The sequence below is a fragment of the Streptomyces sp. NPDC091209 genome, from assembly GCF_044757755.1.
Classification (GTDB): Bacteria; Actinomycetota; Actinomycetes; order Streptomycetales; family Streptomycetaceae; genus Streptomyces.
The window spans coordinates 73,009-87,636 of sequence record NZ_JBIVVR010000017.1; the positions used below are offsets into that span (position 1 = coordinate 73,009).

Sequence of the window (14,628 nt, forward strand, 5' to 3'; positions counted from 1 at the left end):
TCCTTTGTGCGATCGGATCAACCGCGGACTGCGGTAAGAGATTCCCGCGCGGCGGCGGCCACGTGGTCAGGAGTGAAGCCGAACTCGGCGAACAGGGTCCCGGCGTCGGCCGAGGCGCCGAAGCGCTCCAGCGAGACGATGCGCCCCGCGTCACCGACGTACCGGTACCAGGTCAGGCCGATTCCGGCCTCGACCGCCACGCGGGCCTTCACGGACGGCGGAAGGACGCTTGCCCGGTACTCCGGGGACTGCTCCTCGAACCACTCGACGGACGGCATCGACACCACGCGGGTGCCCACCCCTTCGGCCTCCAGCAGCTCGCGCGCCGCGACGGCGAGCCGGACCTCGGAGCCGGTCGCGATCAGGAGGACCTCCGGGGTTCCCGTGGAGGAGTCCCGCAGGACGTAACCGCCGCGCGCCGCGTCGGGGTTGGCCGGGTAGGTCGGCACGCCCTGACGGGTGAGGGCCAGACCGTGCGGGGCCGGGTTCGTGGCGTGCCGCTTGAGGATCTCGCGCCAGGCGATGGCCGTCTCGTTGGCGTCGGCCGGGCGGACGATGTTCAGGCCGGGGATGGCGCGCAGCGAGGCGAGGTGCTCGACGGGCTGGTGGGTGGGGCCGTCCTCGCCGAGGCCGATCGAGTCGTGCGTCCAGACGTACGTCACCGGGAGCTGCATCAGGGCGGAGAGACGGACGGCGTTGCGCATGTAGTCGGAGAACACCAGGAAGGTGCCGCCGTAGATACGGGTGTTGCCGTGCAGCGCGATGCCGTTCATCTCCGCGGCCATGGAGTGCTCGCGGATGCCGAAGTGGATCGTGCGGCCGTACGGGTCGGCCTCCGGCAGCGGGTTGCCCTTCGGGAGGAACGAGCTGGTCTTGTCGATCGTGGTGTTGTTCGAGCCGGCCAGGTCGGCGGAGCCGCCCCACAGTTCGGGGAGCACGGCGCCGAGCGCCTGGAGGACCTGGCCGGAGGCGGCGCGGGTGGCGACGGACGTGCCCTCCTCGAACACCGGCAGCGCGCTCTCCCAGCCCTCGGGGAGCTGGCCCGCGACGATCCGGTCGAAGAGCTTCGCGTTCTCGGGCCGCTCGGTGCGCCAGGCGCCGATCCGCTTGTCCCAGGCTGCGTGCGCCTCGGCGCCCCGGTCGAGAGCCTGGCGCGCGTGGGCCAGCACCTCCGCGTCGACCTGGAAGGTCCGCTCCGGGTCGAAGCCCAGGATCCGCTTGGTGGCGGCGATCTCCTCGGCACCCAGCGCCGAGCCGTGCGAGGCCTCGGTGTTCCGCGCGTTGGGTGCGGGCCAGGCGATGATCGTGCGCATCGCGATGATGGAGGGGCGTCCGGTCTCGGCCTGCGCCGCCTTGAGCGCCGTGTACAGGGCGTGGACGTCGATGTCGCCTTCGGACGAGGGCTCGATCCGCTGCACATGCCAGCCGTACGCCTCGTAGCGCTTGAGTACGTCCTCGGAGAAGGCCGTCGCCGTGTCGCCCTCGATGGAGATGTGGTTGTCGTCGTAGAGGAAGACGAGGTTGCCGAGCTTCTGATGGCCGGCGAGCGAGGACGCCTCGGCGGAGATGCCCTCCTCCAGGTCGCCGTCGGAGACGATCGCCCAGACGGTGTGGTCGAAGGGGGACTCGCCCTCGGGGGCCTCGGGATCGAAGAGGCCGCGCTCGTAGCGGGCGGCCATGGCCATGCCCACCGCGTTGGCGGCGCCCTGGCCGAGCGGCCCTGTCGTCGTCTCCACGCCCGCGGTGTGGCCGTACTCGGGGTGACCCGGCGTCTTGGACCCGTGGGTGCGGAACGCCTTCAGATCGTCGAGGCCGATTTCATAACCCGACAGGAAGAGCTGGGTGTAGAGGGTCAGCGAGGTGTGGCCGGGGGAGAGGACGAAGCGGTCGCGGCCGGTCCACTCCGGATCGGCCGGGTCGTGACGCATCACCTTCTGAAAGAGCGTGTATGCCGCCGGGGCCAGGCTCATCGCCGTGCCGGGGTGACCGTTGCCGACCTTCTGGACGGCGTCGGCGGCCAGAACGCGGGCGGTGTCGACGGCGCGGCGGTCGAGCTCGGTCCAGGTGAAGCGGTCAGAGCTCTGCGTACTCATCTTCAAGAAGTCCTCACGGAATGGGCGGTGACCAGGTCTTTGTGTTCAAACCTAAAAGTCAGACTTTTGCTGGGGAAGGTGCCCGTGTGTCAGCCTTCGGTGAAAGTGGGACACGAAGAGTCGTGGCGAGCCGACGCGAGAAGGACATGACAGACAGAACCACCCAAGGCGGCGCCGGGCGTTCAGGCGGCCAGGACGGGATCAGGACGTTTCCGTTCCCGGCCGATCTGAGCCTGTCCGGTGTGGGCATGCAGGTCGGAGCGATGGGGACCGGCCGCACCTGGCACGCGGACGCCTCGCTGGAACGCGTGCACCGCATCGACTTCCACGTCGTGATGCTCTTCCACGATGGTCCTGTCCGGCACATGATCGACTTCGCCGAGTACGAGGCGGACGCGGGCGACATCCTGTGGATCCGGCCCGGTCAGGTGCACCGCTTCTCCAGCACCGACCGCTACCGCGGCACCGTGCTCACCATGCAGCCCGGCTTCCTTCCCCGCGCCACCGTCGAGGCGACCGGCCTCTACCGCTACGACCTGCCCCCGCTGCTGCGCCCCGACTCCGCCCGGCTGGCCGCCCTGGAGCACTCGCTGACCCAGCTGGAGCGCGAGTACGTCGACACGACCACGCTGCCGCTCAGCCTGCACACCTCGGTGCTGCGGCACTCGCTCACCGCGTTCCTGCTGCGCCTCGCCCATCTCGCGGCGAGCTCCGCCGAGGCGGCCCGCGAGCACACGGACACCACCTTCACCCGCTTCCGGGACGCGGTCGAGAAGGACTTCGCCGTCAACCACAGTGTCAGCGCCTACGCGGACACGCTCGGATACTCGCGCCGCACCCTGGTCCGCGCGGTCCGCGCCGCCACCGGCGAGACACCCAAGGGGTTCATCGACAAGCGGGTCGTCCTGGAGGCCAAACGGCTCCTCGCCCACACGGACATGCCGATCGGGCGCATCGGAGTCGCCGTCGGCTTCCCGGACGCGGCCAACTTCTCGAAGTTCTTCCACCAGCACACGGGGGCGACCCCGATAGTCTTCCGGGCCGAACTGCGCTGAGCGGGGCGGACCTCGTGGGTCCGCCCCGCTCAGCCGGCCGTACGGCCGGGGGCTCACCGCCGCCCGGTGCCGGGCGGACGGGGTCCGAACTCTCAGTGCCCGAAGTCGAACCAGTTGACGTTCACGAAGTCCGCGGGCTGGCCGCTGGTGAAGGTCAGATAGACGTCGTGGGTCCCGGTGACGGAGCTCATGTTCGCCGGTACGGTCCTCCAGGACTGCCAGCCACCGGTGTTGCCCAGCGCGAAGCTGGCGACCGGAGTGCTCGTACGGCTGTCGAGGCGCACCTCGACCAGGCCGCTGACCCCGCTCCCCGCGCCGCTGGCGACCCGGCCGTAGAACTGGGTGGCCGCCGTGGAGCCGAAGTTGACGCCCTTGTAGAGCGCGTAGTCGCCGTTCGCGATCGTGCCGATGTCCTGGCCGCCACCGGTGTCGGTGGTGGTCTCGCTGACGACGCCCGACTGCCCGTCGTACGACTCCGCCTGGATGGCGCTGTACGCGTCACGGTTGCCCGTGGGCGGCGGAGTGGTGCCGCCGCCGCTGCCGGCCGACTGGAGCACCTGCACGTAGTCGACGACGAGCGGGTGGCCGGGGACCGTGCCGCTGTCCGGGCCGCCGCCGAAGGCGCCCGGGAAGCCGCCGCCCATGGCGACGTTCAGGATCATGAAGTAGCCGTGGTTGGTGGCGTTCGCCCAGGTGGTCGCGTCGACCTGGTTGGCCTTCACCGTGTGGAAGTTGACACCGTCGAGGTAGAAACGGATCTCCTCGGGGCTCGTCGACCTGTCCCACTCCATCGCGTACGTGTGGAAACCGGCCTGGCAGGTCGTGCCGGTACAGGGGGTGTTGTTGCCGATGCCGCTGGTCTCGTTGCACGGACCGCCCGGGTTGGTGCCGCAGTGCATCGTGGCCCACTCGGTGTTGAGGCCCTGGACGTTCTCCATGATGTCCAGTTCACCGACGCTCGGCCAGTTCTGGTAGTTGCCGCGGTAGGGCGCTCCCAGCGCCCAGAAGGCGGGCCAGTAGCCCTTGGCGGCGGCGCCGGTCACGTTCGGCATCTGCAGCCGGGACTCGATGCGCAGCTTGCCTCCGGCGGGCGGCTGGAAGTCGGTGCGCGTGGTCTCGATACGGCCCGAGGTCCAGTTGCCCGCGGCGTCGCGGCGCGGGGTGATCAGCAGGTTGCCGCTGCCGTCCAGGGCGACGTTGTTGGTGCTGGAGGTCATCGTCTCGACCTCGCCGGTACCGAAGTTGGCGGGTCCGCCCGGGTAGCTGGTGCCCGTCGTGTACTGCCAGTTGGCGGTGTTGACGCCGCTTCCGGCGGCCCCGTTGAAGTCGTCGAGGAAGACCTGGGACCAGCCGGTGGGGGGTGTGGGGGCGGACGCGTTCGCGGGGAGGGTGGCCGCGGTGGCGGCGGCCGCCGCCAGGCTCAGCGTGCTGAACACGGCGATGAGCACGCGCCGGACGGAGCCGCGTCTGGGTGTGCCGGAAGTTTCACTCATGGGTGCCTCTTCGCGTACGGAGTGTGGGGTGCGCGGGTGGGGGGGTGAGAGCGCTCCCATGGCCAGTTGAGAGCGCTCTCACAGCAGCTGCGCGGCCAATGTGCTCTCTGTCACTCCGGTCGTCAAGAGGTGAAGCCGAGAAAGTCCTTTCCCCGTAAGGGAGTTCACGCCGTGAAAGAAGCCGGTGTTCCGAAGAGGCCTGCTGGTGCGCCCAGTTGGGGCCCGCATCTCGGACGCGACTGTCAAAGGGCGCTCCCGGCCCTCCAGTCGGACCAGGACAGGTTCCAGCCGTTGAGGCCGTTCGACGCTTCGACGGTCCGCTCGCCCGAGTTCTCGACGATCACCACGTCACCGAGCATCGAGCTCTCGTAGAACCGGTAGCCCGGCACGGAGCTGTCGTTCGCGCCCTTCGCGTCGTGCAGGCCGACACAGCCGTGGCTGGTGTTGCTGCTGCCGAAGACCGAGCCGGAAGCCCAGTAGTTGCCGTGGATGAAGGTGCCGGAGGTGGTCAGGCGCTGGGCGTGCGGCACATCCGCGATGTCGTACTCGTCGCCGAGCCCGACCGTCGAGGACTCCATCCGGGTCTGCTTGAACCGCTCGCTGATCACCATGATCCCGGACCAGGTGGTGTGGTCCGCAGCGCCGCCGCTGACCGGGTAGGTGGCGAGCGCCGCCCCGTCCCGCTCCACCGTCATGGTCTTCTTCGCGAGGTCGACGGTGCTCACCTGGCGGCGGCCGATGTGGAAGGTGACGTCCTTGGACTGGACGCCGTAGACGCCGTTCGCGCTCTCGACGTCCTTCAGGCGCAGGCTCAGTGTGATCTTCGTGCCGGCCGCCCAGTACCGCTCGGGACGGAAGTCGAGCCGGGTGTTCCCGAACCAGTGACCGACCACCTCGACCGCGGGCTCCGCCGTCACCGTGATGGCCTTCTCGACGGCCGCCCGGTCCGTCACGGGGTTCGTGAAGTTGATCGACACGGGCATGCCGACACCGGAGGTCGAATTCGCCTCGGGCGTGAAATAGCCCGCGAATGTCTCTCCCGGGGACTTCGTGACGAAGGCGGCGGTGTGTTCCGGGGCGCCGGCTGCTTTCGCCGTGACCGTGTATTTGGTGCCGGAGTACGGATTCCTGGCGGAGGTCCACCGCGTACGGTCGTCGTTGAAGGATCCGGCCAGAGCGGAACCGTCGTTGCCGGTCACCTCGACCGTCGACAGCGTGCCGTACGCCACGGAGACCTCGACCGGTCTGGTGAAGTCGGCCTTCTTCGTGCCGTCGGCCGGCGAGACGGTGACCCTCGGCGATTTCACCTGGGCTTTCGTCGTGCTCCCGGCCCCGGTGCGGCCGGTCGCCGTGGCGCCCTTCCCTTCGGTGGCGTCCGCCGCGTCACCGCATCCGCTCAACGCGACAGCCGGTACGGCCGTGCCGAGGGCCGCGAGGACTCCCCGCCGTGACCAGGCCGGACGCCCCGGACGAGGCCGCGCCCGTCCCGGGTCCCCCGGTGCGTACTCGGGCCGATTCGATATCTCAGGGACGCCCACGGAACGCCTTTCCTCGGTTCTTCGCTCACCATCACTGCGGGTGCATCCTGCGCGACTTCCATGGGTTGATTCTTTGAATCCGGCTACTCCTGCCTGAGATTCCGGTGAAGACGCCGGAAGAGACGGCCTGAATCCACGGTTGCCGGGCCGCCCTGGATTGTGAACAGAGTATGAAGTGCCCTACCGGAACCCTGAGTTTTCCGTGAGAACCCCTCCGGGAGCCCCTTTCGGCCTCTCCGGTCGCGAGAGTGAAGGAGAAGTTCCGCTTGCCGGTTCCGCACCAGACCACGCCGGAGGTATCCGTGAATCCAGCCCCTGAGCGGCACACCGTGGCCATCGTCGGGGCGGGCGCCGCCGGCACGCTCACCGCCGTGCAGCTGTGCGAGACGGCCGCCCGCCGCCGCACCCCCCTCGACCTCGTCCTGGTCGATCCCGCCCCCGAAGCCGGACGCGGCACCGCGTACGCCACCACCGACCCCCGGCACCGGCTGAACGTGCCCGCCGGCGGCATGAGTTGCTACCCCGACGACCCCGGCCACTTCACCCGCTGGCTGTGCCGGCACGGCGAACCCACCGTCAGGGGAGGCGACTTCGCCACCCGCTACCGCTACGGCGCCTACCTCGCCGACACCCTGGGGCAGGCGATCGTCCACGCCCACGGCACCGTCGCCGTACAGCGGCTGCGGACCCGGGCGGAGGGCTGCGCGCGGACTCCGGACGGCCGGCTGGAACTCCGGCTCGCCGACGGGGAAAGCCTGCTCGCCGACAGCGTGGTCCTCGCCACCGGACCGGCGGCCACGACCGGCGACTGGGCCCCGCCCGGACTCCGTACCTCCGAACGGTTCATCGGGTCACCCTGGGCACCGGGGGCCCTCGACGGACTGCTCGCCGGACCGGACGCCCGCGCGAAGGACGGCGCGGAGGGCCGCGCGGAGGACGGGGTGAGGGACAGGGTGAGGGACGGTGCCGGCGCGGACGTGCTGCTGGTGGGCACCGGGCTCACCGCGGTCGACCTCGCGCTCAGCCTCGACCGTCCCGGACGCACCGTGCACGCCCTGTCCCGCACCGGGCTGCTGCCGCAGGCGCACGCCCTGAGTCCCGCTCCGGCGATGGCCGCCCCCGAAGGGCTCGACGCTCCGACCCTGTCCACGCTGCGCCGGACGGTCTACCGCCACATCGGCCACGCCGTGCGCGCCCATGGCGACTGGCGTCCCGCGCTCGACAGTCTGCGCCCGCACACCGCGCGCCTGTGGCGCAGCCTCACACCCGAGGAACGTGCCGCGTTCCTGCGGCGCGAGGGCGCGCTGTGGAACACCCACCGCCACCGGATGGCACCGACGACGGCCGAGTCGCTGGCCCGCGCCCGCACGGCCCGGCGGCTGCGCGTCCACACGGGCGGGATCACCGACGCCGTCGCGCGGCCCGACGGCTCCGTGCTGGTCACGCTCTCCAACGGCCTTCACCTCACGGCCGGTTGGGTGATCGACTGCACCGGACCCGGACCGCGCCCCGAAGACCCCCTGTGGCGCTCGCTGTTCGACACGGGTGCCGCCGTGCCCGGCCCGCTGGGCCTCGGCGTCGCGACCCGCGACGGACGGCTCCTCGACGCGGAGGGCCGGACCGGGCCGCCGGTCTTCACCCTCGGTGCCCCGCGCCGCGGCGAACTGTGGGAGACGACCGCCGTCCCCGAGATCCGCGTCCAAGCCGCCGACCTGGCCGAGCAGTTGCTCGCGCCGCTGACTCCGCTCCGGCGCCCCGCCCGCCGACGGCCCCTCGACGCGCACGGGCTTCATCTGTCCACCCACGCCGAGGCGGCGGCAGCCCACCGCACCGGCCTCGAACGCGTCCTCAAGGTCAGGGCCGGCGCCGAGGACGCCTTCGCGCGTGCCGTCGCCCTCGACCCCGGCTTCGCGCTCGGGCACGCGGCCCTCGCCCTGCTCGGCCACGAGTGCGGCGCCGACGTCGACGTACCGAGGGCGCTGGCCGACGCGCAGCGCTGCGCCCGGGAACGGGCCGACGAACGCGAGCGCTCGTTCGTCGACGTGGTGACCCGCCGCGTGCACGGCGACACTCCGGACGCGGGCGCCGGTGCCCTGCTCGGGCACCTCGCCGCACACCCCGCCGACGCGCTGGCGCTCGCCGCCGCCGTCCCCACCATCGCCTTCTCCGGCCTCAACGACCTCGACACGGCGTACGCGTCGAGCCTGGTCGAGCGCACCTCGCCCGCCTACGACGGGCATTGGTTCCCGGCCTCGCTCCTCGCCTTCCTGCGCCAGGAGCAGGGCCGCTACGACGAGGCCGCCGAGCTGGCCGGGCGCGCGCTGGCCGTCGAGCCCGCCTCCGGACACGCCGTGCACGCACTCGCCCACGTCCACTACGAGTCCGGGGCCCACGAGCGGGGCCGCGACTGGCTGGACGCCTGGGTCTCGGGGCACGGACGGGGCGCCGTCCACCGGGCCCACTTCTCCTGGCACATCGCGCTGCACGAACTGGCCCTGGACGACCCCGCCGCCGTCCGCAGACGCTGGTTCGCCCAGCTCGCGCCGGGGCGGGTGACCGGCGTACGGGCCCTGGTCGACTCCGGGTCGCTGCTGTGGCGGGCCCGGCTCAGCGACAGCTGGCAGGGGCGGGTACCGGCGGCGGACGTCCTCGACAGCGTCGCCCGTGAGATCGTGGAACGGCCCGCGACCGCCTTCACCGCGCTGCACGCGGCGGTCGCCCTCACCGCCGCCGGTGACCTCGCGGCGCTGCGCCGGCTGCGCGACCACGCCGCCGGGGCCGACCCCGTGCAGCGCGAGGTCGTCGTCCCCCTCTGTGAGGCGTTCGCCGCCCTCGTCGAGGAGCGCTTCCACGAGGCCGCCCGGGGACTGGACGCGCTCCTGCCCGTTCTCGGCAGGGTCGGCGGCAGCGCGGCCCAGCGCGAGGTCGTCGAGGAGACGCTGCTGTACGCCCTGGTCGCGGCGGGCCGCTGTGATGCGGCCCGCCGCCTCCTGGACACCCGCCTCGACCGAGGCCACGCACCCCGGGACCGCCGCCTGCTGGCAGCGCTGCCCGAGTGAGGCGGGGCGGGCGCGTGCTCTGCCCGGCGGTGTCGCCGTCGCGGGACGGCAGCACCACCCGTGCCCGCGCTCCCGCAAGGTGAGTCCGCGCACGCTCGCGTCAGGCGTGCGGTTCCGTCCTCGTCGTCGGGCGCCAGCCCAGGGCCCGGGAGATTCCGCGGGCCGCCAGTCGCACCGCCGGGATCAACGCCGGTACCTGCGCGTCGGCCTGGGGCACGACGAGCGACACGGCCGCGACGACCGTACCGTCCGCGTCGCGCACCGGCGCGGCCACCGACAGGGCGTCATCGGTCACCTGACGGGTGCTCACCGCCACGCCGGTACGCCGGACTTCGGCCAGGGCGCGTCGCAGACGGGCCGGTTCGGTGATCGTGTACGGCGTGTAGGAGGCCAACGGTCCTGAGCAGTAGGCGTCCTGGAACGCGGACTGCGCGTGGGCGAGCAGCGCGAGCCCGACGCCCGTCGCGTGCAGCGGCCAGCGGGCGCCCACCTGAATGCGTACGCCGACCGACGAGCGCCCGGCGATCCACTCGATGTAGACGACCTCGGAGCCGTCACGGACCGCCAACTGCACGTTCTCGTGCGTCGCTTCGTACAGGTCCTCCAGGTACGGAAGGGCGATCTGCCGCAGCGCGAGACCGCGCGGGGCGAGCGCCGCGACCTCCCACAGGCGCAGGCCCACGTGGTACACGCCGTCCGCGTCCCGCTCCAGCGCGCCCCACTCGGTGAGCGCGGCCACCAGCCGGTGGGCGGTGGTGAGGCTGAGGCCGGCCCGGCGGCTGATGTCCGTCAGGGACAGCGCCGTGTGCTCGTGGTCGAAGGCGGCGAGCACGGCGAGGAGGCGAGCGGGGGCGGACAGGGCGGTCATGAGTTCAGTTCGGCGTCCGCGATCCGTTGCAGCAGCGCGTGCAGGGTCTCCCGCTCGGCGGGATCCAGCGGCTGGAGCAGGTCGTTCGTCACGCGCAGTCCTGCCTCGTCCGTGTCCCGCAGGAAGGCACGGCCGTCCGCGGTGAGAACGACGATCCGGCTGCGGCGGTCGTCGGGAGAGGGTCTGCGCTCCGCGAAACCGAGCTTCTCCAGGTCGTCGACGAGCCCGACGATCGCGCTCGGGTCGTAGCCGAGCCGCGAGCTGAGCTCCCGCTGCAACGCGCCCTTGGAGGTGGCGAGGAACCGCAGCAGCGCGTAGTGGCGCAGCCGCAGCCCGGACTCCTGGAGGAACGCGTTGAACAACTGTCCCGAGCGCAGGCCCAGCCGGTACAGCAGATAGCCGGTGTCCGCGTGCAGGCCGCGCATCCACGGCTCCTCGGCGTCGATGCTGACGGGGCCCCCGGTGTGTTCTGCGGCGCGCTGCTGACCTGCGATGACGGGCTCCCTGGGGCCTGGCCCCGGGCGGGGGCGGTTCGGACGTACGGACCCAGCATGCCGTATCGACCGGACGGCAACAACTATTGACGTCGACAACTATTGCTCTTAGCTTCGATCTCGACGTCACCTCCAGCGGGCAGCCGCGCTCCGGGCCGGCGCCCGCACCACGTGAAGGGACCCCTCGTTGCCTCCCATCGATCTCACCGGAAAGGCCGCCGTCGTCACCGGCGGCGGCCGTGGCCTCGGACTGGCCTACGCCCGTGCCCTCGCGGCCGTCGGCGCCCGCGTCGTCGTCAACGACATCGACGAGGACGTCGCCGAGCAGGCCGTGAAGTCCATCGAGGAGTCCGGCGGGCAGGCCGTCGCGGAGGTGGTCGCGGTCGGCACCGCCGAGGCCGCCGACCGGCTCGTCGCCCGCGCCGTACGGGAGTTCGGCCGACTCGACATCCTCGTCACCAACGCGGGCATCCTGCGCGACAAGGTGCTCTGGAAGATGACCGACGACGACTTCGACGCGGTGATCACCACCCATCTGAGGGGCACCTTCACCTGCGCCCGGGCCGCCGCCGTGCGGATGCGCGCACAGGGTGAGGGCGGCACCATGGTCCTGGTCGGCTCGCCCGCCGGACAGCGCGGCAACTTCGGGCAGACGAACTACGCCGCCGCGAAGGCGGGCATCGCCGCCATGGCCCGGACCTGGTCGATGGAACTGGGCCGCGCGGGCATCACCGTCAACGCGATCGTTCCCGTCGCCGCCACCGCGATGACCGAGACGATCCCGGCGTTCGCCCCGTACGTCGAGGCACTGCGCGACGGCACACCGCTTCCGGACTTCCTGCGCAAGGGCGAGGGCTTCGGCACCCCCGAGGACTGCGCGGCCCTGGTCCCCTTCCTCGCCTCCGAGGCCGCCCGCGGGATCACCGGGCAGGCCATCGGCATCGGCGGCGACAAGGTCGCCCTCTGGTCGCATCCGCAGGAGATCAAGACGGCCTACGCGGACGGTGGTTGGACCCCGCAGACGCTCGCCGACGTCTGGGCGGCCTCCCTGGGCGCCGAACCGCAGACCGTCGGGACTCCCGCGCCGAAGACGGCGGAGGCGTGATGACTCCTCCCATGAACCCGGACGAACTCGTCGCCATCGACGTCCACACCCACGCCGAGGTGTCCTCCAAGGGCCACTCCTCGCTCGACGACCGTCTGCACGACGCCTCCAGCGCCTACTTCAAGGTCGAGGGCGAGCGGAGGCCGACCCTGGAGGAGACGGCGGCGTACTACCGCGAGCGGAGGATGGCCGCCGTGATCTTCACGGTGGACGCCGAGTCCGCCACCGGCACCGAACCCGTCCCGAACGAGGAGGTCGCCGAAGCGGCCGCCGCCAACCCGGACGTGCTGATCCCCTTCGCCTCCATCGACCCCTTCCGGGGGAAGGCGGGGGTGCGCCAGGCCCGGCGCCTGGTCGAGGAGTTCGGGGTGAAGGGCTTCAAGTTCCACCCCAGCATCCAGCGCTTCTTCCCCGATGACCGTTCCGTGGCGTACGGCCTCTACGAGGTCATCGAGGAGACCGGCACCATCGCCCTCTTCCACACGGGGCAGACGGGGATCGGCGCCGGAGTGCCCGGCGGCGGCGGGATCCGGCTCAAGTACTCGAATCCGCTCCATGTGGACGACGTGGCCGCCGACTTCCCGCACCTGAAGATCATCCTGGCGCATCCGTCCTTCCCCTGGCAGGACGAGGCGCTCGCCGTGGCCACGCACAAGCCGGGCGTGCACATCGACCTGTCGGGCTGGTCGCCGAAGTACTTTCCGCCCCAACTGGTGCGGTACGCCAACACCTTGCTCAAGGACAAGGTCCTCTTCGGCTCCGACTACCCCGTGCTCACCCCGGACCGCTGGCTCGCCGACTTCGAGAAGCTTCCGATCAAGGACGAGGTCAGGCCGAAGATCCTCAAGGACAACGCCGCCCGGCTCCTCGGGCTCACACCGTAAGGGGCGCCCGATGCGCAACGAGGGACTGGGGTCGTGGCCCGCACGCCGGGCCCGCAAGACCCCGCACCGCACCGCCCTGATCCACGGCGACGACATGCTCGGTTACGCCGAACTGCACACCCGCACCACGAGACTCGCGCACGCCCTGCGCACCCTGGGCATCGGGCGCGGGGACCGGATCGCCTATCTGGGCCCCAACCACCCTTCGTATCTGGAGACGTTGTTCGCCGCGGGTCTGCTCGGCGCCGTCTTCGTGCCGCTCAACCCGCGCCTCGCCGGTCCCGAGATCGCCTACCAGCTCGCCGATTCGGGCGCCGAGGTCCTGATCCACGCGTCGGCCCAGGCCGGGCTCGCCGTCGGACCCCCGGACGGCACCGAAGTCCGTACCGTCATCGAAGTGGGGACTTCCTACGAGGAGTTGATCGCCGACGCGCCCGACGAGCCGATCGACCGGCCGGTCGCCGCCGACGACCTCTGCATCATCATGTACACCTCGGGTACCACGGGCCGCCCCAAGGGAGCGATGCTCACCCACGGCAACCTCACCTGGAACGCCGTCAACGTCCTCGTCGACCACGACCTGACCGCCGACGAACGCGCCCTGGTCTCGGCGCCGTTGTTCCACACAGCGGGCCTGAACATGCTCACCCTGCCGGTGCTCCTCAAGGGCGGCACCTGCGTCCTGACCGAGTCCTTCGACCCGGCGGCCACCTTCGACCTGATCGAACGGCACCGGATCACCTTCATGTTCGGTGTTCCCACCATGTTCGACCGGGTGGCCCGCCACCCCCGCTGGGCCGACGCCGACCTGTCCTCCCTGCGCATCCTCACCTGCGGTGGCTCACCCGTGCCGAACCCGCTCATCGCCGCCTACCAGGAACGCGGGCTCACCTTCCTCCAGGGCTACGGGATGACCGAGGCCGCGCCCGGCACCCTCTTCCTGGACGCCGGACACGCGGTCGCCAAGGCCGGTTCGGCGGGCGTTCCCCACTTCTTCAGCGATGTCCGGGTGGTCCGGCCGGACCTCACCCCGGTGGACGCGGGGGAGACGGGGGAGGTCGTCGTCCGCGGACCCCATGTCATGCCCGGCTACTGGGGGCTGCCCGAGGAGACGGCCGCGGCGTTCACCGACGGCTGGTTCCGCAGCGGGGACGCAGCCCGCGTCGACGACGACGGCTATGTGTTCATCGTGGACCGCATCAAGGACATGATCATCTCGGGCGGCGAGAACGTCTACCCCGCCGAGATCGAGGACCTCCTCCTCGCCCACCCCGGCATCGTCGAGTGCGCCGTGATCGGTGTCGCCGACGACACCTGGGGCGAGGTCCCGCGCGCGGTGGTCGTGGCCCGTGAGGGCGTCGAACTGGACCCGGACGAGGTCCTCGCCACGCTCTCCGGCCGTCTCGCCAAGTACAAGATCCCCAAGTCGGTGGTCGTCGTGGACGAACTGCCGCGCACCGCCTCCGGAAAGCTCCTCAAATCCCGCGTCCGTACCCGCTACGGCACCGGCTACCGCATCAGGCAGGGAAACGCATGACCCTCATCGTGAACGGCCTCGACGAACTCAGGAAGCTCGCGGGCGCCGACCTCGGCACCAGTGAGTGGACCGAGGTCACCCAGGAGCGGATCGACACCTTCGCCGAGGCCACGGGCGACCACCAGTGGATCCACGTCGACCCGCGGCGGGCGGCCGAGGGACCGTTCGGCGCGCCCATCGCCCACGGCTACCTGACCCTCTCCCTCTTCATCCCGCTCTTCACCGAGCTCCTTGAGGTCGAGGGGGTGACCACGAAGGTCAACTACGGCCTCGACAAGGTGCGTTTCCCCGCCCCCGTGAAGGCCGGCTCCCGCATCCGGCTGGTCGCGCGGCTCGCCTCCGTCGAGGACGTGCCGGGCGGAGTGCAGATCGCCGTCGACGGCACGGTGGAGATCGACGGCGGCGGAAAACCCGCCGCCGTCCTGCGGAGCCTGTCGCGGTTCTCCGTCTGAGACCCGGGGGTCGCGGCGGTGCTCCGGGGCCCCTCCGCAGCGGCCGCGCC

The 14,628-nt window shown here is 71.3% G+C and carries 11 protein-coding genes; 6 read left to right on the top strand and 5 right to left on the bottom strand.

Going from position 1 to position 14,628, the window contains the following annotated elements; translation table 11 throughout:
* Nucleotides 1–17 precede the first annotated feature (17 nt).
* On the bottom strand, nt 18–2,093 hold the full coding sequence (gene tkt / locus ACIQRL_RS35760; protein ID WP_401339476.1) for a transketolase: 2,076 nt from the start codon (nt 2,091–2,093) through the stop codon (nt 18–20).
* A gap of 146 nt (nt 2,094–2,239) precedes the next feature.
* Here tkt and ACIQRL_RS35765 point away from each other — a divergent pair, with 146 nt between their 5' ends.
* The gene (locus tag ACIQRL_RS35765) at nt 2,240–3,148 is read left to right on the top strand and encodes an AraC family transcriptional regulator (protein WP_401339478.1); all 909 of its coding nucleotides are present in this window, start codon (nt 2,240–2,242) and stop codon (nt 3,146–3,148) included.
* A gap of 92 nt (nt 3,149–3,240) precedes the next feature.
* On the opposite strand, the gene ACIQRL_RS35770 is transcribed toward ACIQRL_RS35765, so the two are convergent.
* Both ACIQRL_RS35770 and ACIQRL_RS35775 read right to left on the bottom strand, forming a co-directional pair.
* A complete protein-coding gene (locus ACIQRL_RS35770) occupies nt 3,241–4,641 on the bottom strand; it encodes a glycoside hydrolase family 16 protein (RefSeq protein WP_401339481.1) in 1,401 nt (466 codons plus the stop codon).
* 242 nt (nt 4,642–4,883) lie between these two features.
* Nucleotides 4,884–6,179 (bottom strand): Ig-like domain-containing protein, encoded by a 1,296-nt coding sequence (locus tag ACIQRL_RS35775; protein WP_401339482.1) that lies wholly within the window; start codon nt 6,177–6,179, stop codon nt 4,884–4,886.
* Between the two features lie 302 nt (nt 6,180–6,481).
* Here ACIQRL_RS35775 and ACIQRL_RS35780 point away from each other — a divergent pair, with 302 nt between their 5' ends.
* Complete coding sequence (locus ACIQRL_RS35780) at nt 6,482–9,238, top strand: FAD/NAD(P)-binding protein (RefSeq protein WP_401339485.1); 2,757 nt, start codon at nt 6,482–6,484, stop codon at nt 9,236–9,238.
* Nucleotides 9,239–9,338: 100 nt separating this feature from the next.
* Here ACIQRL_RS35780 and ACIQRL_RS35785 read toward each other — a convergent pair whose 3' ends face one another.
* A complete protein-coding gene (locus ACIQRL_RS35785) occupies nt 9,339–10,106 on the bottom strand; it encodes an IclR family transcriptional regulator (protein WP_401339486.1) in 768 nt (255 codons plus the stop codon).
* Nucleotides 10,103–10,531, bottom strand: a complete 429-nt coding sequence (locus ACIQRL_RS35790; protein WP_401339489.1) for a MarR family winged helix-turn-helix transcriptional regulator — start codon at nt 10,529–10,531, stop codon at nt 10,103–10,105. Before ACIQRL_RS35790 ends, ACIQRL_RS35785 begins: the two co-directional genes overlap by 4 nt.
* 256 nt (nt 10,532–10,787) lie before the next feature.
* Here ACIQRL_RS35790 and ACIQRL_RS35795 point away from each other — a divergent pair, with 256 nt between their 5' ends.
* Genes ACIQRL_RS35795 through ACIQRL_RS35810 form a run of 4 tightly spaced genes read left to right on the top strand, consistent with a single transcriptional unit; the run spans nt 10,788 to nt 14,578 of the window.
* Nucleotides 10,788–11,705, top strand: a complete 918-nt coding sequence (locus ACIQRL_RS35795) for an SDR family NAD(P)-dependent oxidoreductase (RefSeq protein WP_401339490.1) — start codon at nt 10,788–10,790, stop codon at nt 11,703–11,705.
* An 11-nt stretch (nt 11,706–11,716) separates the two neighbouring features.
* Entirely contained in the window at nt 11,717–12,589 is an 873-nt protein-coding gene (locus ACIQRL_RS35800; RefSeq protein WP_401339649.1) for an amidohydrolase family protein, read from the top strand.
* Nucleotides 12,590–12,599: 10 nt separating this feature from the next.
* Nucleotides 12,600–14,126, top strand: a complete 1,527-nt coding sequence (gene menE / locus ACIQRL_RS35805) for an o-succinylbenzoate--CoA ligase (protein WP_401339492.1) — start codon at nt 12,600–12,602, stop codon at nt 14,124–14,126.
* Nucleotides 14,123–14,578 (top strand): MaoC family dehydratase, encoded by a 456-nt coding sequence (locus tag ACIQRL_RS35810; RefSeq protein ID WP_401339494.1) that lies wholly within the window; start codon nt 14,123–14,125, stop codon nt 14,576–14,578. The genes menE and ACIQRL_RS35810 overlap by 4 nt, the downstream gene beginning before the upstream one ends.
* The last annotated feature ends 50 nt before the right edge of the window (nt 14,579–14,628 follow it).